14 protein-coding genes are annotated in these 18,715 nt (G+C 61.4%); 3 read left to right on the top strand and 11 right to left on the bottom strand.

Going from position 1 to position 18,715, the window contains the following annotated elements:
- Window positions 1-6: 6 nt before the first annotated feature.
- The 4 genes from AOC04_RS08390 to AOC04_RS08375 all read right to left on the bottom strand — a co-directional run bounded on the left by AOC04_RS08390 (window position 7) and on the right by AOC04_RS08375 (window position 5,644).
- Complete coding sequence (locus AOC04_RS08390) at window positions 7-396, bottom strand: RidA family protein (protein ID WP_060692348.1); 390 nt, start codon at window positions 394-396, stop codon at window positions 7-9.
- Window positions 397-468: 72 nt separating this feature from the next.
- Window positions 469-2,721, bottom strand: a complete 2,253-nt coding sequence (locus tag AOC04_RS08385; protein ID WP_060692346.1) for an ATP-dependent DNA helicase — start codon at window positions 2,719-2,721, stop codon at window positions 469-471.
- The gene (locus AOC04_RS08380; RefSeq protein ID WP_060692344.1) at window positions 2,718-4,367 is read right to left on the bottom strand and encodes a VRR-NUC domain-containing protein; all 1,650 of its coding nucleotides are present in this window, start codon (window positions 4,365-4,367) and stop codon (window positions 2,718-2,720) included. The genes AOC04_RS08385 and AOC04_RS08380 overlap by 4 nt, the downstream gene beginning before the upstream one ends.
- Window positions 4,368-4,621: 254 nt before the next feature.
- The gene (locus tag AOC04_RS08375; RefSeq protein ID WP_060692342.1) at window positions 4,622-5,644 is read right to left on the bottom strand and encodes a zinc-dependent alcohol dehydrogenase family protein; all 1,023 of its coding nucleotides are present in this window, start codon (window positions 5,642-5,644) and stop codon (window positions 4,622-4,624) included.
- Window positions 5,645-5,886: 242 nt separating this feature from the next.
- Here AOC04_RS08375 and AOC04_RS08370 point away from each other — a divergent pair, with 242 nt between their 5' ends.
- The 3 genes from AOC04_RS08370 (at window position 5,887) to AOC04_RS08360 (ending at window position 9,500) form a co-directional block, all read left to right on the top strand.
- A complete protein-coding gene (locus tag AOC04_RS08370) occupies window positions 5,887-6,801 on the top strand; it encodes a LysR family transcriptional regulator (RefSeq protein WP_003445313.1) in 915 nt (304 codons plus the stop codon).
- A gap of 320 nt (window positions 6,802-7,121) precedes the next feature.
- Window positions 7,122-7,856, top strand: coding sequence for a LysR family substrate-binding domain-containing protein (locus tag AOC04_RS08365; RefSeq protein ID WP_237178898.1), 735 nt, complete (start codon window positions 7,122-7,124; stop codon window positions 7,854-7,856).
- Window positions 7,857-8,315: 459 nt separating this feature from the next.
- A complete protein-coding gene (locus AOC04_RS08360; RefSeq protein WP_060692340.1) occupies window positions 8,316-9,500 on the top strand; it encodes an MFS transporter in 1,185 nt (394 codons plus the stop codon).
- A 12-nt stretch (window positions 9,501-9,512) separates the two neighbouring features.
- Here the strand turns inward: AOC04_RS08360 and AOC04_RS08355 are convergent, their stop codons facing one another.
- From AOC04_RS08355 to AOC04_RS08325, 7 genes are all read right to left on the bottom strand, one after another.
- On the bottom strand, window positions 9,513-10,931 hold the full coding sequence (locus AOC04_RS08355) for an aldehyde dehydrogenase family protein (RefSeq protein WP_060692338.1): 1,419 nt from the start codon (window positions 10,929-10,931) through the stop codon (window positions 9,513-9,515).
- Between the two features lie 14 nt (window positions 10,932-10,945).
- On the bottom strand, window positions 10,946-12,271 hold the full coding sequence (aptA, locus tag AOC04_RS08350) for an omega-aminotransferase AptA (RefSeq protein WP_060692336.1): 1,326 nt from the start codon (window positions 12,269-12,271) through the stop codon (window positions 10,946-10,948).
- Window positions 12,268-13,785 (bottom strand): serine hydrolase domain-containing protein, encoded by a 1,518-nt coding sequence (locus AOC04_RS08345; RefSeq protein ID WP_060692334.1) that lies wholly within the window; start codon window positions 13,783-13,785, stop codon window positions 12,268-12,270. The genes aptA and AOC04_RS08345 overlap by 4 nt, the downstream gene beginning before the upstream one ends.
- A gap of 66 nt (window positions 13,786-13,851) precedes the next feature.
- Entirely contained in the window at window positions 13,852-15,132 is a 1,281-nt protein-coding gene (locus AOC04_RS08340) for an OprD family porin (protein ID WP_060692332.1), read from the bottom strand.
- Window positions 15,133-15,262: 130 nt separating this feature from the next.
- Window positions 15,263-16,894, bottom strand: coding sequence for an ABC transporter ATP-binding protein (locus AOC04_RS08335; protein ID WP_060692330.1), 1,632 nt, complete (start codon window positions 16,892-16,894; stop codon window positions 15,263-15,265).
- Window positions 16,895-16,896: 2 nt separating this feature from the next.
- On the bottom strand, window positions 16,897-17,766 hold the full coding sequence (locus tag AOC04_RS08330; protein ID WP_060692328.1) for an ABC transporter permease: 870 nt from the start codon (window positions 17,764-17,766) through the stop codon (window positions 16,897-16,899).
- Window positions 17,763-18,704 carry an ABC transporter permease gene (locus AOC04_RS08325; RefSeq protein WP_060692326.1) on the bottom strand — a complete coding sequence of 314 codons (942 nt, stop codon included), beginning with the start codon at window positions 18,702-18,704 and terminating at the stop codon, window positions 17,763-17,765. Before AOC04_RS08325 ends, AOC04_RS08330 begins: the two co-directional genes overlap by 4 nt.
- Window positions 18,705-18,715 lie beyond the last annotated feature (11 nt).

The raw sequence follows: 18,715 nt of genomic DNA, 5'->3' as shown, positions 1-18,715 counted from the left end.
TAGCGCTTAGCGCTTGGCCTTGTAGGCGACGCAGTCGATTTCGACCCGGCAATCCACCATCATCATCGCCTGGACACAAGCACGGGCCGGGGCATGTTCGCTTTTGAAGTACGAGGCAAACACCTTGTTGAAACTCCAGAAGTCACGCGGATCCTGCAACCACACGCCTGCACGCACCACGTCTTCAAGGCCATAACCGGCTTCTTCAAGAATCGCGATCAGGTTTTGCATGGTCTTGTGGGTTTGCTCAACAATCCCGCCGTTGATGATTTCACCGTTTTCCATGGCCACCTGGCCAGATACATGCAGCCAGCCATCGGCTTCAACAGCACGGGCGAAAGGTAAAGGCTGACCACCTGCGCCAACTGCGCCGGTACCGAAACGTTTGATGCTCATCGAAAAAACTCCACTGCTTGAACAAGGCGCCTCATGCACCCTGGCGCAGCAGTGTGCCATAAGGTTGTGCTCTCAACCCAACTGCCACCAACGCGGGAACAGCTGTTGCACCTTGGCCTCTGCAAAACGGTCGTCAATCAGAAACAGCGTGCCTTGATCGTCCTGGGTGCGAATCACCCGCCCGGCAGCCTGAACCACTTTTTGCAGCCCCGGATACAGGTAGGTGTAGTCATAGCCGGCGCCAAACAGCGCGGCCATGCGCTGTTTGATCTGCTCATTGACCGGATTCAGCTGTGCCAGCCCCAGGGTCGCGACAAAGGCGCCGATCAGCCGTGCTCCGGGCAAGTCGATACCTTCACCAAACGCCCCGCCCAGCACCGCAAAACCTATGCCCTGGCCCGTGAGCGTGAATTGATCGAGAAACCCCTGGCGCGCCGCTTCATCCATACGCCGCGACTGCGCCCACTGCGGTAGGTGCGGGTAGCGTTCGGCAAGCAGCCCGGCCACCTGTTGCAGGTAATCAAAGCTGCTGAAAAAGGCCAGATAGTTGCCGGGGCGCTGCGCAAACTGTGTGGCGATCAGCTCCACTATGGGTTCCAGCGAGGCCTGGCGATGCACAAACCGGGTGGATATCCGGCTCACCACATGCACCGCCAGTTGCCGGGCATGGAACGGTGACTCGACATCGATCCACACAGCATCGGTGGGCAACCCCAGCAAGTGGGTGTAATACGTGCGCGGGCTCAGGGTGGCGGAAAACAACACATTGCTTTGCGCGCTGGCCAGTCGTGGCCCGATAAAAGGGGCCGGCACAATATTGCGCAGGTTGAGTTGTGACAGGCGTTTTTTGCCGCTTTCAGTGAGGCTGACGTCGAACAGAAAGTGCGGATCAAACAACTCCGCCACGCGGTTGAATTGCAGTGCGTCAAAGTAGAAGCCTTGCAGATTGCCGGCCAGGCCCTGGGGGTGATCGTTGAGGTAGTCGCCAATGGCGGTGATACAGCCCGCCAAGGCATTGAGCCATTTGGCCGGCAATTGCCCGTGTACCTGATAAGGCCCGACCTGCTCCTTGTGCAGGGCATTCCATTCCCGATTGAGGCGCTTGAACACCTTGTCCAGCGCGGCCGGGGCGTCCTGACGCACGCTGTTGAGGGTTTGCTGGTCAAGGCTGGCGCTGTACATCTGGCGGGCGCGCTCCACCAGGTTGTGCGCTTCATCCACCAGCGTCGCGACCCGCCACTGGTTGGCCTGGGCCAGGCCATACAGCAAGGCGGTGAAATCGAAGTAATAGTTGTAATCGGCAATGACCAGGTCTGCCCAACGCGCCATCTCCTGGCTCAGGTAGTAAGGGCAGACCTGATGCGCCAGTGCGACATCGCGCAACGTCTGCTGGTCCAGTGGCGAATGTGCGACCGCCGCCAGCCGCGCGGCGGGCAGGCGATCATAAAAGCCCTTGGCCAGCGGGCAGGAGTCGCCATTGCAGGCGTTCTGCGGGTATTCGCAGGCCTTGTCGCGGGCCACCAGTTCCAGAACCCGCAAAGGTGTGTTGGCTGCTTGCGGATAGAGCACCCGGGCCGCATCCAGAGCCAACTTTCGCCCAGGGGTCTTGGCCGTCAAAAACAGCAATTTGTCGAGTTGCCGAGCAGGCATGGCCTTGAGCAAGGGGAACAGGGTGCCGATGGTTTTACCAATCCCGGTGGGCGCCTGGGCCATCAGGCAGCGACCGCCGCTGGCCGTCTTGTATACCGCTTCGGCCAGGGCCCTTTGCCCGGTACGGAACTGCGCGTGGGGGAACGCCATGGTGCGTGCAGCCGCATCCCGCGCCTGACGATGGGCCATTTCCTGATCGGCCCAGGTCAAAAACAACGTGCATTGCTGATTGAAGAACGCCTGCAGCCGGGCAGCGCTCCAGGTTTCCTGCAGCCGGGTTTCCTGCTCGCTGACGATATCGAAATACACCAGCGCCAGGTTGACCTCGGGCAACTGCAGGCTTTGACACAACAGCCAGCCGTAGACCCGGGCCTGAGCCCAGTGCAAGTGGCGGTGATTGGCCGGTATCGCCGTGAAATCGCCGCGATAGGTTTTGACTTCCTCCAGAACATTGGCCGCCGGGTCATAGCCGTCCGCCCTGCCCCGCACGGTCAAGGCACCGAACTCACCTTCCAGGCTCAACTCGGCCTGATACCCGGCACTGCGCCGGGAAGCTACGGTGCGGTGCCCGGCAATCCCCTGCTGGGCCGTAGGCGACGGGGTGAAGCGCAAATCCAGGTCGCCGGCCTTGGCCGTGAACTCGCACAAGGCACGGACTGCAACGCGATAGCTCAAGTGCCCGGTTCCTGCCATTGCACGTAACAAACGGTCACTGGCATTTGATGTTGCTCGCAAAGGTCCAGCCAGCGCAGCTGGTTGTCCTGCAAGCGGTCACCCGGGCCTTTGACTTCGATCATGCGGTAGGTTTTTTGCGCCGGGCAAAACTGGATCAAGTCCGGCATGCCCGAGCGGTTGGCCTTGATGTCCTGCAGCAGGCGCAGGAACCAGACCTTCAAATGCGCGGGCGGCAGGCACGTCAGTGCGTCTTCCAGCAGCGCCTCGCTCAGATAGTTCCAGGCCACAAAGGGTGATTGCACGCCGAACTTGGCGCTATACACATCGCGGACAGTCTTCAGGTACTGGCCGTTATCGAGCTGCGCCAGACAGGCTTCGAACAAGGCGGCGCGGCGCAGGTAGAAGTCTTGTTCCAGCAAATCGGCCGGGCCGCTTTGGTACGGATGAAAAAATGCCCCGGGCAGCGGTGCAAAAATGGCCGGCCAGCACAGCAGCCCGAACAACCCGTTGATCAAGGTGTTTTCAACGTAATGCACTGGCTCGTGCGGCGTGTGCAGATGTGCCACCACCCTGAACTCGACCGAGGTTGCCTCAATGCGCTCCAGGCTCAGGTCCAACCGTTCAGGGGGCCTGGGTTTGGTTCGCACCAGCGCCGGCATGCCGAGCTTGCGTCGCAGCCGCGGGAGCATGCGTTGCAATTGCTGATGCTCGGCGTCGTTGAACGGCGCACCTTGCGCAGCGTCTGCCAGGGTCATGGCCTGTGGGTATTGCTCCAGCAATTCAAGTACCCGGATCATGCGCAGGCGCCCCTCGGGGTGCCCGCAGTGCTGGTAAACCTCCAGTGCCCGCGCCAGCTCCCCTGCCCGTTCGTGGTGCTGGCCGAACTGGAACAGCAAGCGGGCCCGGCGCCGTTGTAGCCAGGGATTGTCTGCCACGTAGTCCAGCACCGCTGGCAGCACGGCATTCACATCGCCAGCACTTTCAAACTGTTCGCGACAGGCATAGAGATGCAGATAACCGTCAATATCGGCCCGGCAGCGCAAGGCCCGTGACTCGGGGCTGATATCAACCTTTTCGTAGGTGAACAGCCCCAGATCGGCCAACACCAGGTCTGACCAGCCCTGGCTGAGGTTGCCAAAGAACATCAGCCGCAAGCGATCGCCCAGCGCCCGGTTACCAAGGCTGTAAAGCGGTTCTTGCAGCGTGGGGTGCCATGCGCACAGGCTCTGCATGTGCGGGAAGTCGCCCGCCAGGTCCTCCAGCCAATCGGTTTTTTTACCCTTGGGCCGGGTGAGATGGGCGCCGAACCGGGCGTGAATTTCCGGCTTGGTCAGCACGTCAAACAGATCCGTCAGGGCCAGCGGCGCCTGATCATCCACCCAGCCCAGCGCGATCAGGGGGGCTGCCGCCTGGCAGGGATCGCCGATTTCCGGATAGGCGAGTTTGCTTGCGCGAAAATGTTGCCCCTTTCGCATCACCATGCGCACCCACAGCGCCCGGGAGGCGTTGGGCAACAAGGCAAAGCCGGCAATGAACTGCTGCTCCTCGGTACTTAATACATCGCTGTACCGGCTCGCGATCCAGTCGAGCACGTGCTGGAAGTTTTTAAGGTAATAGAGCGGGTCTTCAAGAGGGTCGGAAATCACGGGCAGAACAAACCACTGATGTTGAGTACTGGATATGCGTACAGATAGCAGTTTGCCCGGTGCTCTGGCAAATCCTATTGGATGAGTGGTTCGGGTTGTGAATGCAAAATGGGGGGGGTTGGCGCAATGACCTGTGGGAGCCTGGCTTGCCAGCGATCCAGGCCACGCGGTGTTGCGTCTGACCCAGCATCGCGGCCAAGCTTGCTCCAGCAAAATCAACGCCCCTGAGCCTTGCACTCAGGGCCGTTGCTGTTTCAGTCGCTGGCCAGTTGTAATGCAACCCGCCCGCGGCAAGGGCAATCGTCCATGTAGCGATGCGCCTCGACGAAGTCTTCAAAGGGGAATACCCGTACCTCCAGTGGCAACAGCACCCGGTCGGCGGTCAACTGGTTGATTTCACGCAGCGCCCGTTGCATCGCCTCTTCGTCCTGGGCAATACCCAGTTCCGGCTTGCCAGTGAAGTTACCAATACAGTGCACAAAGAACTGGATGTTTTTCTGGAACGCCGCACACGCCGGGAACGGCGTGTTATTGCCACCTTGCAGGCCATACAGAACCAGACTGCCTCGGGGTGCCAGCACGTCTCCAAGCAACGACATTTGCGGGCCGCCAAGGCCATCAAGTACCACGTCGACACCTTTGTTGTCAGTGATCTTGTTGATTTGCATCAGCAAGTCCTGCTCCTCGGTGACAATGACATTGTCTGCACCCAGGGCCAGCAAACCTTCACGCTCAGCGCCATCACGGGTCGCCGCAATGACCTTGACCCCCAGGGCCTTGCCCAACTGCACGAACGAAGGGCCGGCACAGTGGCTGGCATCGGTGATCAGCACGGTCTGCCCGGGCTTGACCCGCGCCAGATCGACATAGGCAAAGTAGGCAATCAGCAAAGGCGTGTAATGCACACTGGCCTCAACCGGGGTCAGCACATCCGGATAGCGCGTGAGGACCGAACGCGGCATCACGATCAGTTCGCCATAGGTGGGATAGTCGTTGGGACTCTGGCCGGGAAAGCTCGCGACCTTGTCACCTACCGACAAATCCGTAACACCGGGGCCGACCGCAGTCACCACACCAGCCATTTCATGGCCGATACCCGCAGGCAAACGGGCGTGGCTCGGGGCCAGGTTCTGCCGCCAGAGCACGTCATACCAGCTGATACCAATGGCCTGGACACGGACCTGCACTTCGCCAGCCGCAGGCGCAGCGACCTCGTGCTCTTCGCACGTGAGTACCTCGGCCGGGCCAAACTTGTGAAAACGGATCGTGCGCGACATTACAAACCTCGCCTAATTAATCGCTAATGCCACGGACTTTATCCGGGCTTTGTGCACAAGACTAACAGACAGCATTAATAGTCGACATGCCTGACATTGATCGGCAGCCATTTTGTCCGTCCGCAAACCGCACTGCGCCCAGTAAAAACGCAGAAAGCCAATCTACCGAGTGTCGATTTACAAGTTTTGCCAGTAAGATCCGTTACCTACCCCTGTGTTGAACCGCCTGTGAAGCCTGCCAGATGAACCGTAACGACTTGCGTCGCGTCGATCTGAATTTGCTGATCGTCTTCGAAACCCTGATGCATGAGCGCAGTGTGACCCGCGCTGCCGAGAAACTGTTTCTAGGGCAGCCGGCCATCAGTGCGGCACTTTCACGCCTGCGCAACCTGTTCGACGACCCGCTGTTCGTGCGTACCGGGCGCAGCATGGAACCGACGGCCCGGGCGATCGAAATTTTCGCCCTGCTGTCTCCGGCCCTGGACTCAATTTCCACGGCCGTGAGCCGCGCCTCGGAGTTCAACCCGGCCACCAGCACCTCGGTATTCCGGATTGGCCTGTCAGATGATGTGGAATTTGCGCTGCTGCCCATGTTGCTCAAGCGCTTGCGCGCAGAAGCGCCCGGCATCGTACTGGTAGTACGCCGGGTCAATTACATCCTGATGCCGCCGCTGCTGGCTTCCGGCGAAATTTCAGTGGGCGTGAGCTATACCAGCGACCTGCCGGCCAATGCCAAGCGCAAGGTATTGCGCCGCAGCAAACCCAAGCTGTTGCGTGCAGACACCGTACCCGGCCCGTTAAGCCTGGACGACTTCTGCGCCCGCCCCCATGCCCTGGTTTCCTTTGCCGGCGACCTGAGCGGCTTCATGGACACCGAGCTGGAAAAAATGGGCCGCAAGCGCCACGTGGTGCTGGCCGTGCCGCAGTTCAATGGCCTGAGCACCCTGCTCGCCGGGACCGACATCATCGCCACCGTGCCCGACTACACCGCCGAAGCCCTGACCGCCGCCGGCGGCGTTCGCGCTGAAGACCCGCCGCTGGACACCCCGGCCTTTGAACTGCACATGGCATGGCGCGGCGCCCAGGACAACGACCCCGGAGAGCGCTGGTTGCGCTCGAGAATTCAGATGTTCTTTGGTGACCCGGAGAGTCTGTAGGTGTCGTCGGACAGGCTGTTATCTGATCATTTCTGCCCTTCCACCTACCATGAAGCTCCATTCACTTCCAGTTGTTGGGTCGGCCTCTTCAGTTGCTTGATAACCGACCCGACCGACGTTGTTAATCAAGATATCGGTTTGTTCTTGGGTGCTGCCTCAGCCTGACAATGTATATGCACATTGTTTAATACTAACGGCGACGCAAATTGATACATGCTTCATATCAAGCTGATGTTCAATCCAAATGATCCCCTGACGATTATTTATCGCAAGGCTCATCCGCAAACATCCCCGCGGCATACTGGCCTGCTCCACAGCACTTGCAAGTTTTTGGATCAAACGTACAACGTGGCGATGTTCACGCCCGCCAGGTGTCCCAGGGCATTGCCGGCAAACTCACGGTGACTGCGTTGTCGATCGCCTACTACGAGTCACTGCTCAGTACCTTGCGCCAGTTCCGCGAGTCCTACCCCAACGTCCAGTTGATCATCAAGGAGATGCCCTCTTCCAGCCAGGCCAGGGCCATTCTGTCGGGTGAAGCGGATATTGCCTTCATGCGCAAGTTGCCGATCTCGGCGCAAAACGTCCAGTCACGCCTGCTGCTGGACGAAGAGATCGTGATGGCGCTGCCCGCCGATCACCCGAAGGCGAAGGAAGGTCGGATTGACTTGAGGGATTTCGCCGGGGAAGACTTCGTATTCACCCCCCAAGCCCTGGGCATCGGCTATCACAGTCAGTTGATCGCCTTGTGTGAAGCCGCCGGTTTTTACCCCAGGGTGGTGCAGGAGGCTGCGCAGATCCAGACCTTGATCGGCTTGGTGGCCTGCGGTTTCGGCGTTGCACTGGTGCCTGAGTCGATTGCCGGCTCCATCATGCGCGACAAGGTCCTGTTCCGCCGGATCAACCCCGTGACCGCCTCCCCCAACCCGGCCATCGGCCTGTATATGAGCTGGAACATCGACAACGAATCACCGTTGATGGACAGCTTCATTTCAATGCTCGACTTCAACGCCGGTCCCCGTGTCGAGGGGATGCTGGCCACCCAGGTCAGTTAGAGTGCCAGCAGGCTGTTCAAGCTCGCGACGCCAGTGCGCGGGATCAATAACCTGGCGGCCCGGCCGTCATCAACGGTGCAGATAATGGTTATGAACGGACATGCACTTGCTCCCCGTTAAAAAGCCCCAGCGAACATTGGCGAGCCGACCGATAAAGCAAACTACTTTCACGTCTATTGGCAAGCGCCTGCAGCTGTCAGCGAGAAAAACCGATACTTGAGTAATCGACCTGTTATTTATTCAGGATCGTGCCGCCCCGTGATACGCCAACCTGCCGAACATCACAACTAAACCAGCCATTCACCGCGGATTAATACTCGCGCCATCAAAAAACAACTAAGCCCCGCCAATAGTATTAAACAGAGACTTTTAAAGTATTTCTCATCTGACTTTTGGCGCCGCACTATCCCCCTACCTTTGCAAGCACGGGTTGCGCCCTTCCCCCACAACCGAGTTTTTATGCCAGCCGTCATCTACATTTTTTCGCTTTGTACTTTTACCTTCGGCTTGTCCGAATTCGTTGTTGCCGGCCTGGTGTCGGCGATCTCGATGGACTTGCATGAGTCCATCTCGCAAGTTGGCTCAGCCATCGCCGCCTATGCCTTGGGCGCCGCCATCGGCGCCCCGATCATCACCGCCCTGTTGGCCAACTGGCGCGACAAAACCGTCTTGTTGCTGACCCTCGGCGTGCTTGCCGCCGGCAGCGTGGCCATCAGTCTGGCGCCCGATGTACTGACCTTGCATGGCGTGCGTTTCATCATCGGCCTCGCGCATGGGGTATTCATGGCCGTGGCCTCCAACGCGGCGGTCAAACGGGTCGACCCGGTGCGCGCAGGGCGAGCGCTATCGCTGGTATGGATGGGCCTGACCCTTTCAATCGCCTTTGGCGTGCCTCTGGGCACCTTCTTCGCCAGCTACTGGTCATGGCGCATGGTGTTCCTGGCCATCGGCGGCCTGGGCCTGATCAGCACCCTGGGCCTGGTGCTGCTGATGCGCCAGCAACCCCGTTGCGCGAGTCCCCGCACCACAGACCTGAAACAAAGCCTCGCGGCCCTGTTGCACCCTGAACTGTTGGGGGCTGCCACGATCGCGATGCTGGTGAGCGTGGCGACTTTTTCATTCTTTACCTTCGTATCGCCGTTCCTGCTGGACATCACCCGTGTCCCGCCGCAGGTTCTGAGCCTGGCGATGCTGGTGTTCGGAATCTGCTCCATTCTCGGCAATTTGCTGGGCGGCTATCTCGTGGATGCCTTCGACGCCGATCGATGTTTGCTCGGCGGGTTGACGGCATTGATGCTTAATCTGTTGGGGTTGTACCTCTGGGGCGATTCGATGATTGCCACGTTAACGCTGGTGGGGCTATTGGGAGTGGTGTTCTTTGCCATAGTGACCCTGTCGACCCTGCGCATGCTGCGCCTGGCACACCACTACACTCCGCAGTCCAGTGCAGTGGCTTCAGGGCTTAATATTGCGTCGTTCAACCTCGGAACGGCGTTGGGAGGCATAGGTGCAGGCTGGGTGATTACCCATTTCGGGCTCGCCTATATCCCCATAGCAGGCGCCGCTGCAGCAGGTGTGGCCATCGGCGCACTTGCCCTGCAAATGAAAAGCAGGCCTCCCACTGCCGATGGACACACGGTCTGACCTGACGTGCAGCTAATACCCGAACAGCGACTTGCTCTCCAGGTATTCGTCAAACCCCGACTCACCCCACTCACGCCCGTTACCCGACTGCTTATAGCCGCCAAACGGCGCGGCCTGGTCGGCCCGTGCACCGTTGAGGTGGACCATGCCGGTGCGCAGTTGGCGTGCAACTTGGCGGCTGCGCTCCAGGCTTGCCGAGGTGACGTACCCCGACAAGCCGTAAGGGCTGTCGTTGGCAATGGCGATGGCCTCGGCTTCGCTGTCGTACGGCATGATCGCCAGCACCGGGCCGAAGATTTCTTCTCGCGCCACCAGCATGTCCGGGGTGACATCGGCAAATATCGTCGGTTGCACGTAGTAGCCACGCTCAATCCCATGGGGTCGTCCCGGTCCTCCGGCGACCAACCGCGACCCCTCGGCAATGGCCTGCGCGATCATGGCCTGTACCCGTTCGAACTGCATGGCGTTAGCCACCGGGCCTATGGCTGAGGTCGGCTCACTGTCGTCGAAGCACACCTGGTCCAGCACTTGCCGGGCGATATCAATCACCGCCTGTTGCTGCACACGAGGCACCAGCAAGCGCGTCGGTGCATTGCACGACTGGCCGCTGTTGCGAATACAGCCCAGCACGCCGTGGCGCACCGCACTCGGCAGGTCGGCATCGTCGAGCAGGATATTCGCGGATTTGCCGCCCAGCTCCTGGGATACACGCTTGACCGTATCGGCGGCCATCCTGGCCACGGCGATACCGGCCCGGGTCGAGCCGGTAAAGGACACCATATCCACGTCAGCATGACGGGCCAGTGCGGCTCCCACCCCAGGGCCGTCGCCGTGGACCAGGTTGAATACCCCTTTGGGCACGCCGGCTTCATGCAATATCTGAGCGAGGATATGCGCCGACAAAGGCGCACGCTCACTCGGCTTGAGTACCAGGGTGCAGCCCACCGCCAGGGCTGGCGCGAGCTTGCAGGTGAGCTGGTTGAGCGGCCAGTTCCACGGGGTGATCAGGGCACTCACGCCAATGGGCTCACGCACCACCAGCGTATTGCCCAGGCGACGTTCGAAACGGTACTCGCGCAACACCTCCAGCGCCTGCACCAGGTGGCCAAGGCCCGCCGGTACATGGGCGCTGCGCGCCAGGGACAGCGGCGCGCCCATCTCCAGGTGCACCGCTTCGATCAACGCTTCGCTGTAGCCTTTGTAGACCTCGATGATGCTGTGCAGCAGGTCAATGCGTGCCTCAAGTGAACTGCCGGCGTACGCCGGGAAAGCCTGGCGGGCCGCGCTGACTGCACGGTCCGCATCCTGCGCGTCACCCAGGATGATGCGCGCGACCACCTGTTCGGTGGACGGGTTCACCACCGTTTCGACGGTTTCGCCGTGGGGTTTGACCCAGGCGCCGTCAATATAGAACTCAAACAGATCGGACATGCCGTCGACTCCCCTCAGGCCACCTGATTCAAAGCACCTGCCAAGGTGTCAAACACCTGGGCAATCTCCTGCGGGCTGATCACCAGCGGCGGCGAGATCACGATGGTGTCGCCCGAGCCGCGTACCAGCACGCCATGCTCAAAGCACCACTGCGCCACTTCGCTGCCACGGGCGCCGCCAGCACCGGGGCGCGGCTCAAGTTCGACGGCGCAGAGCAAGCCGATGGCGCGCACATCCAGTACCGGCCCAACGCCCTGCAGTGCCAGCGCGGTAGACTGCCAGAGGCCGCTGACCGCGTTGACGTGCTCATTGATGCCCAGTTCGCGGTGCACCTCGATGGTCGCCAGCCCGGCCGCACACGCCAGCGGGTGCGCCGAATAGGTATAACCGTGCATGAGCTCGATGACGTTCGGCGGCCCGGCCATGAACGCTTCGTATACCGCGCCACTGACCAGCACGCCCCCCATCGGTACGGCGCCGTTGGTCAAGCCTTTGGCTGTGGTGATCAGGTCCGGCGTCACGCCGAAAGCCTGGGCGGCGAAGCTGGCGCCAACGCGGCCAAAGCCGGTAATTACTTCATCGAATATCAACAGCACGCCGTGGTGGGTGCAGATCTCGCGCAAGCGTTGCAAATACCCCAGAGGCGGCGGATACACCCCACCCGAGCCCGTCACCGGCTCGACGATGACGGCGGCCACGGTGCCCGGGTCCTGGATATCCAGCAGTTGCGTCAACGCATCGGCATAACTCTCGCCCTGCTGCGGCTGCCCCGCGCTGAAACGCATGCCCGCGTCGTACGGCAGCGGCAGGTGTGAGACCTCCCCCAGCAGCGGACCAAAGTCACGCTTCTGGCGGCCGATACCCGACACCGACAGGCCACCGAAACCCATGCCGTGGTAGCCCTTGGCACGCCCGATAAACTTGGTGCGGCGGCTGTCGCCTCGGGCCTGGTGATACGCCCGGGCGATCTTCAGGGCGGTGTCCACCGCTTCGGAACCCGAATTGGTGAAGAACACTTGCTCCATACCCGCCGGGCTGATTTCGATCAGGCGCTCGGCCATCTCCAGGGCCTGGGGGTGACTCATCTTGAATGACGAAACAAAGTCCAGGCGCCCCGCGGCCTCGCGAATGGCTTCGACAATTTTTGCCTGGCCATGCCCGGCGTTGACACACCACAACCCGGCCATCGCATCCAGCACGCGACGGCCATCGCTGGTGGTGTAGTACATCCCGTCGGCGCTGGTGAACATCATCGGTTGTTGCTGGAACTGGCGCATCGGGGTAAACGGCGCCCAGAACGCGCTGCTCGCGGTACCTGCCGGGTGGGAAAGATCGTTCATGGTGACTCCTGAAAAGCGGTTGCGGGATGTCCGCTCAGCGTCGGGCGCTGCAACGGACCTGCGTTAACGTTGACGCTGCGGTCCACAGACAAGGTGCCGTGCTCAAGCCGGCAGATGACGCGGTCACAAAAGGCCGTTTCGACAAATTGCCAGCTCATGCTCAGCGCCCCGTCTTCGGTCCAGACCGCTTGCGCCACTACCGGGGTCATGTCCGGCTGGTATTGGTGATGCAGATAGTGGCCGGTCATGCTGGTCCGGCTTTCGATGGCGTCGGCGAACCCGGCGCGGATGCAGTGGGTGCCTCGCGGGTCGGTGAGGTAGAAGTCGCAGAAGCCGGCACCAAACACCAGACGCACCTGGCTGACCTGATCTTCATTGGCCTGCATCACGAACGTGCCGCTGAACCCGGCCTGGCGCGATGAGGTCGATGCGCCAGACAGAGACGGCCGCTGCTGGCGGGCCAACAGCGCCGCCAGCCCCGGGTCTGCCGCGCTGTCGGCCGGCCCGTCCAGCGCAGGCAACAGGTGTTCCCACAGCAGGCTGTGCAAGCGCCGTTCGCCCAATGGCAGCCCGGCAGTAAAGGCAATCACCGCGTTCTGCTCCGGCAGCACAATGCACTGCTGGCCAAACACCCCGGAGGCGTAATAGCCACCGTGCAGGGTCATCCACCACTGGTAGCCGTAGCCCTCGCGGCGGGTGATACCGGCGTCGCCGGACTCGTCGCGGCCCAGGTAGCGCTTGCCATCGAAGGCGCCCATCCACACATCCTCGACATGCCCGCGCGTGGCCTCGGCCACCCACTCACTGGACAGCAGTTGCTGCCCTTGCCAGTTGCCTTGCTGCAAGTGCAGCACGCCGAACTTGAGCAAATCTTCGGTGCTGCAACTCAAGCCGTTACCGCCGGTGTTGTAGCCGCCAGGCGCCAGGTCCCAGTCAATGCGGCCCATGCCCATGGGCTGGAAGATGCGTGCGTTGCACAGTTCAAAGGCGGTCTGGCCGCTGACCACGCTGACGATCGCCGAGAGCATGAAACTCGACGCGCTGCTGTAGATGAAGCGCTGTCCTGGCGGGTCTTCGACCGGCTCGTTGAGGAACAATCTGACCCAGCTTTCACTGCGCCCACGCCAGGCCCCGCCAGAAATCCCCTGGCGATGGCCGGTGCGCATGGTCAGCAAATCGCGCACGGTCATGGCCGCCATGTGCTCGCTGATGTGTGCCGGGCAGTCGGCGGCGAAAAAGCCGACAACCCTGGCGTCTAGCGACAGCAAGCCGTCATCCACCAGCAGCCCGATGGCCATCGATACCCAGCTCTTGGTGGCCGAGTGCTGAACGTGCAGCCGGTCGGCACGGTAAGGTGCCCAAAACGCTTCGGCCACCACCGCGCCGTCGCGATACAGCATGAAGCTGTGCAATTCCAGGCCCGCAGCGTTCACCCCATCGATGAAATCACTCACGCCACGCGCCGATACGCGTTGTTGACTGGGCGATGCCCGCCGCAACGGCAAACTCGTCATCTGATCTATCCCCTCATTCCACTGCTTGGGCGCGCGACAGGCTCACCCTGTCGCACGCCGTTACCACTACCAGAGCGCCAGGCTGTAACCCAGGATCACTCGATTCTCATTGGTGTCGCGGGCAAAGTTGCTGGTGGCGCTGGCGTTCTGCCAACGCAGCGACACGTTCTTGAAGGTGCCGCTCTGCACCACATAGCCCAGGCTTAAATCACGCTCCCATTCACGCCCTTCCCCGTTGAAGCCGATGACCTTGGCGTTATCGCCCTTGGCATAACGCGTCGAAAACAGCAGGCCCGGTACGCCCAGTACGGCAAAGTCATAGTCATAGCGGGCATGCCACACCCGTTCGTTGGTCTGGGAGAAGTTGGCCAGTTGGTACTCGGTGAACAGGTAAGTGTTGGTGCCGTCGACATAGGTGAACGGTGTCGCGCCGTACTGTTGCTGGTATCCGCCGCTCAGGTTGTGGCCATTGAGGCCGTAGCCCACCCGGGTACTCAACGCACGGTTATCCACTTTGCCGGCAAGCGCCGCGCCGTCTTCGCTGGCACTGAAGTAACGGATGTCGGTCTTGAACGTACCGGGGCCCCACTTGAAGCTGTTTTTCAACCCCAGATAATGCTGTTGGTACAGGCTCTCCAGTTGCGCGAACTGGTAGGTGACCACGGTGGTCGGCGTCAGCTTGTAATCGCCGCCGGCGTAGCGGAATTCATCGCTCTTGGCGCTGCTTTTGTAGGCGCCGTACTGGCTGGTAAGCCCCATGTCCTCGTAGTGAGTCGAGTCACGCTGCTTGACCTGGTCCAGTTGCCCCACGCTCAACGTCAGGTTGTCGATGTCTTTGGAGGTCAGCGCCGTACCACTGAAACTCTGTGGGAACAGACGGCTGAGGTTCGGTTGCAGGGTCGGCAGGTCGGGCACCATGTAACCCACCCGCAGCTCGCTTTGGGCCAGGCGCGCCTTGCCGGTGATACCGAGCTTGGAGTAGTTGTCATGGGCGCGGCGGGCATAGCTGGGGGCGCCCGGCTCGGCCACGCTTGAGCGCGCCAGCAGCCCGGTGCCTGAATTGTCGGGGCTGGAATCGAGCTTTAGACCCAGCATGCCGACCACGTCGAGACCAAATCCGACTGTCCCCTCGGTGAAGCCCGACTCAACGTTGAGGATAAAGCCCTGTGCCCACTCCTCGCGCTTGTTCTGCCCGCTGGATTCGCGGTAGTCGCGGTTGAAGTAATAGTTCTTCAATTCAAGTGCAGCTTTGCTGTCGGAGACGAAGTCGGCCTGGGCAAACACGGGCATGAAACTGGCGCCCATGACTGCGGCACTGGTGACGACTTTGTTGATGCGGTTGTTCATGTGTACGTTCCTGGCAGACAGGTTGAGTAGGGTTATTTTTGTTTTCTTCGGCCATGGCTTCGCCCGCTTCGCCAATCACCGATTTGCGAAGGGTGGGGTTTGAACGCCATGGCCTGGGGTGCAGCAGTCGCTAAATCACGCTGGCACGGAGCCGGTAACTGCCATCCGCACGCTTCTCCAAGGGGCTGGCCGCCGCGAGTAGCCGACGGGTATAGGGGTGTTGCGGGGTGTCGAAAATACTGTCGCGCGAGCCAATTTCAACCACCTCGCCCTGGTTCATCACCGCCACACGATGGGCGATGCGCTCCACCGCCGAGAGGTCGTGGGAAATAAACAGGCAGGCAAACCCGTACTGGCGTTGCAAGCGCTCGAACAGTTCGAGGATCTGCTTCTGGATGGTCATGTCCAGCGCCGAAATCGGCTCGTCGGCGATCACCAGCCTGGGCCGCCTGACCAGCGCCCGGCCAATTGCCACGCGCTGGCGTTGACCGCCGGAGAGTTGATGGGCAAAGCGCTCGCGGAACTGCTCTGGCAAGCCCACGTCCAGCAGGGTGTCGGTAACCCGCTGACGTTTTTGCGCAGGCGTCAGCCCCGGTTCGTGGCGCAACGGTTCGGCGATGATCTGGCCGACGGTCATGCGCGGGTCCAGGGATGAATACGGGTCCTGGAAAATCATCTGGCATTGCAGGCGGTGCGCACGGTTGGCGGCCTTGAGGATGTCCACCCCTTGAAACACGATCGCCCCGGCGCATGGCGTGACCAGCCCGACCACCGCACGTCCCAGGGTGGTTTTGCCCGAACCGCTGCCACCGACCAGGGCCAGGGTCTCCCCCGGGGCGATGCTCAGGTTCACCGAATGCACCACGCGCTTTGGCACGCTGCGCCCCCAGAAACTGCGGGGGCCAGGATGCTCGATACACACATCCTGAACCTGCAACAACGCGTTGTCGCAGGCCGGCACTGGCACCAGTTCCCCGCGGCGTGGCAGTGCCTCGAGCAGTTGGCGGGTGTAGTCAGCCTTTGGCGCCAACAGGATATCTTCGATACGGCCCTGCTCCACGGCTTTGCCCGAGCGCATCACCACCACCTTGTGGGCATAACGCGCCACCAGGGACAGGTCGTGGCTGATAAACAGGATCGCGGTGCCCTGCTCGCGGGTCAGTTCCAGCATCAGCTCGATCACTTCCAGCTGTGCCAGGCAATCGAGCGCTGTGGTCGGCTCGTCGGCGATCAGCAGTGCCGGGCGCAGCAACATCACCGAGGCGAGCATGATGCGTTGGCGCATGCCGCCAGAGAACTGGTGCGGGTAGGACGCCAGGCATTTCTCGGCGTCCTTGATGCCAATGCGCTGCAGCATTGCGATACAACGCTCGCGGATCGTTGCGGCGTCCAGCGTGGTGTGCAGCTTGAGCGCCTCACTCATCTGCCGACCAATCGTCAGGGCCGGGTTGAGCGACACCATCGGCTCCTGGAATACCATGCCGATCCGCGCCCCCCGTACCTCGCGCATGCCCTTGGTATCAGCGGTATTGAGCGGTTTGCCCTGAAAGGTGATGCGACCGCCGCACACCTGCATCGGCGTCGGCAGCAAGCCAATGACAGCGCGGGCGGCCATGGTCTTGCCGCTGCCCGACTCGCCCACCAGCGCAACGATCTCGCCGGGGGCCATGTTGAAGCTGAAGTCATCGACAGCCAGCGGACCCTCTGTACCGACGCGAATCTGTAGATTTTCAACAGCCAGTAACGTAACTGGAGCGCTCATGCTCATGTCCTCATGCGCGGGTCGAGACGATCACGCAAGGCATCGCCGAACAGATTGATAGCCAACAACGTCAGGCTGATAAAGATGCCCGGGAAGATCCCCAGCCACGGCGCACTGGATATATAGGTGCGGCTTGCCGACAGCATGCTGCCCCAGGTGGCCGCGGGGGGTGGCACCCCGAGGCCGAGGAAGCTCAGCGCACTCTCCGAGAGCAAGGCCCAGCCGAACATGCTGGTGGCCAGCACACACAACGGCGCCAGACAGTTGGGGGTGATGTGCCGGAACATGGTGTACAGCTCCGAGTTGCCAATCACCCGCGACGCCTCGATAAACTCCAGTTCGCGCAACGACAGCACGCTGCCACGCACCACCCGCACCACGGAGGGGGTGTAGGCAATGCCCAGCGCAAGCACGATGCCGTACTGGCTGGCACCGATGATCGCCATGATGCCCAGGGCCATCAGAATGCCGGGGAACGCCAGCAACGCATCGTTGAGCATCATCAGTACCCGGTCAGTCCAGCCCCGCAGATAACCGGCGAGCATGCCGATCACCGTGCCGCAGATCACCGCGACAGCGACCGACAGCAAGCTGATCCACAGGCTTGTACGCGCACCAATGATCAAGCGGCTGAACACATCACGGCCGAATTCGTCGGTGCCCAGCCAATGCGCTGCGCTCGGCGGCTGCAGGCGCGACAACAGATCCAGCTTCAGCGGGTCGTACGGGGTCCACACCACGCCCAGCAGCGCCAGAGAAACCAGTGCCGCGAGCAAGGTGCCGCCAATCAATGCATTGAGTGGCGGGTAACGCCAGGGCCGCCGGGGCTGACAAGCCGGCCCGGCCGGCAAGGAAAGAGTCTTGAGGTTCATAGCTTCACCCTTGGATCAAACAACGGATACAGCAGATCCACCAACAGGTTGACCAACACGTAGATGCAGGTGATCAGCAGCAGGCAGCCCTGCAGCACCGGGTAGTCGCGGGAGAAGATCGCATCCACCATCAGCCGCCCGATACCCGGCAAGGTGAACACGGTCTCCAGTACCGCAATGCCGCCGAGCAAATTGCCGAGGATCAGACCGATCAGCGTCCAGGTCGGCGCAAAGGCGTTGCGCAAGGCGTGCCTCCACAACACCGCACTCTCGGACAAACCCTTGGCCCGTGCATGGGCGATGTACTCCAGGCGCAGCACTTCAATGGTGCTGGCCCGGGCCATCCGCGCAATGGCGCCGAACTCCACCAGGGTCAGGGTGATGATCGGCAGCACCACATAGGTCACGGCTTTCAGCGGGTCGCTGGCGAAGCCGACGTAGCCAATCACCGGCAACCAGCCCAACTGAATGCCGAAGACATACAGCAGCAACAATCCCAGCCAGAAACTGGGCACCGACAACAGCAAGGTCGCCGTTGCCACCAGGCCCAGGTCCATCGCGCTGTTTTGCTTCCAGGCCGCGAGCAGGCCCACCGGCACTGCGAGCAGGGTCGCCAGCAATACCGAAACCAGCACCACCGTGGCGCTGACGCTGAAGCGCTCAACCAGCAACTCCAGCACTGGCTGGCGACTGCTGATGGACACCCCCAGGTCGCCACTGAGCACCGACTTGATCCAGATCAGGTACTGGCTCACCACCGAGTGATCCAGCCCCAGGCTGCTGCGCATGTCGGCCAGGCTTTGCGGGTCGGCCATGTCACCGAGCATCAGCAACGCCGGGTCGCCGGGTATCAGGCGGATCAAGGCAAATACAATCACCGAGATCAGCAGCAGGGTCGGCACCGCCATGCCGAGCCTGTGCAATATGAATCGAAACATAGCTGTACGCC

This window comes from Pseudomonas versuta, assembly GCF_001294575.1.
GTDB lineage: Bacteria > Pseudomonadota > Gammaproteobacteria > Pseudomonadales > Pseudomonadaceae > Aquipseudomonas > Aquipseudomonas versuta.
This window is presented reverse-complemented; position numbering and strand designations above follow the sequence as displayed.

Coding starts and splice junctions, on each gene's coding strand:
- aptA (WP_060692336.1), bottom strand. CDS start 12,271: ATGAACGATCTTTCCCACCCGGCAGGTACCGCGAGCAGCGCGTTCTGG.
- AOC04_RS08390 (WP_060692348.1), bottom strand. CDS start 396: ATGAGCATCAAACGTTTCGGTACCGGCGCAGTTGGCGCAGGTGGTCAG.
- AOC04_RS08335 (WP_060692330.1), bottom strand. CDS start 16,894: ATGAGCGCTCCAGTTACGTTACTGGCTGTTGAAAATCTACAGATTCGC.
- AOC04_RS08330 (WP_060692328.1), bottom strand. CDS start 17,766: ATGAACCTCAAGACTCTTTCCTTGCCGGCCGGGCCGGCTTGTCAGCCC.
- AOC04_RS08375 (WP_060692342.1), bottom strand. CDS start 5,644: ATGTCGCGCACGATCCGTTTTCACAAGTTTGGCCCGGCCGAGGTACTC.
- AOC04_RS08340 (WP_060692332.1), bottom strand. CDS start 15,132: ATGAACAACCGCATCAACAAAGTCGTCACCAGTGCCGCAGTCATGGGC.
- AOC04_RS08360 (WP_060692340.1), top strand. CDS start 8,316: ATGCCAGCCGTCATCTACATTTTTTCGCTTTGTACTTTTACCTTCGGC.
- AOC04_RS08345 (WP_060692334.1), bottom strand. CDS start 13,785: ATGACGAGTTTGCCGTTGCGGCGGGCATCGCCCAGTCAACAACGCGTA.
- AOC04_RS08355 (WP_060692338.1), bottom strand. CDS start 10,931: ATGTCCGATCTGTTTGAGTTCTATATTGACGGCGCCTGGGTCAAACCC.
- AOC04_RS08325 (WP_060692326.1), bottom strand. CDS start 18,704: ATGTTTCGATTCATATTGCACAGGCTCGGCATGGCGGTGCCGACCCTG.
- AOC04_RS08370 (WP_003445313.1), top strand. CDS start 5,887: ATGAACCGTAACGACTTGCGTCGCGTCGATCTGAATTTGCTGATCGTC.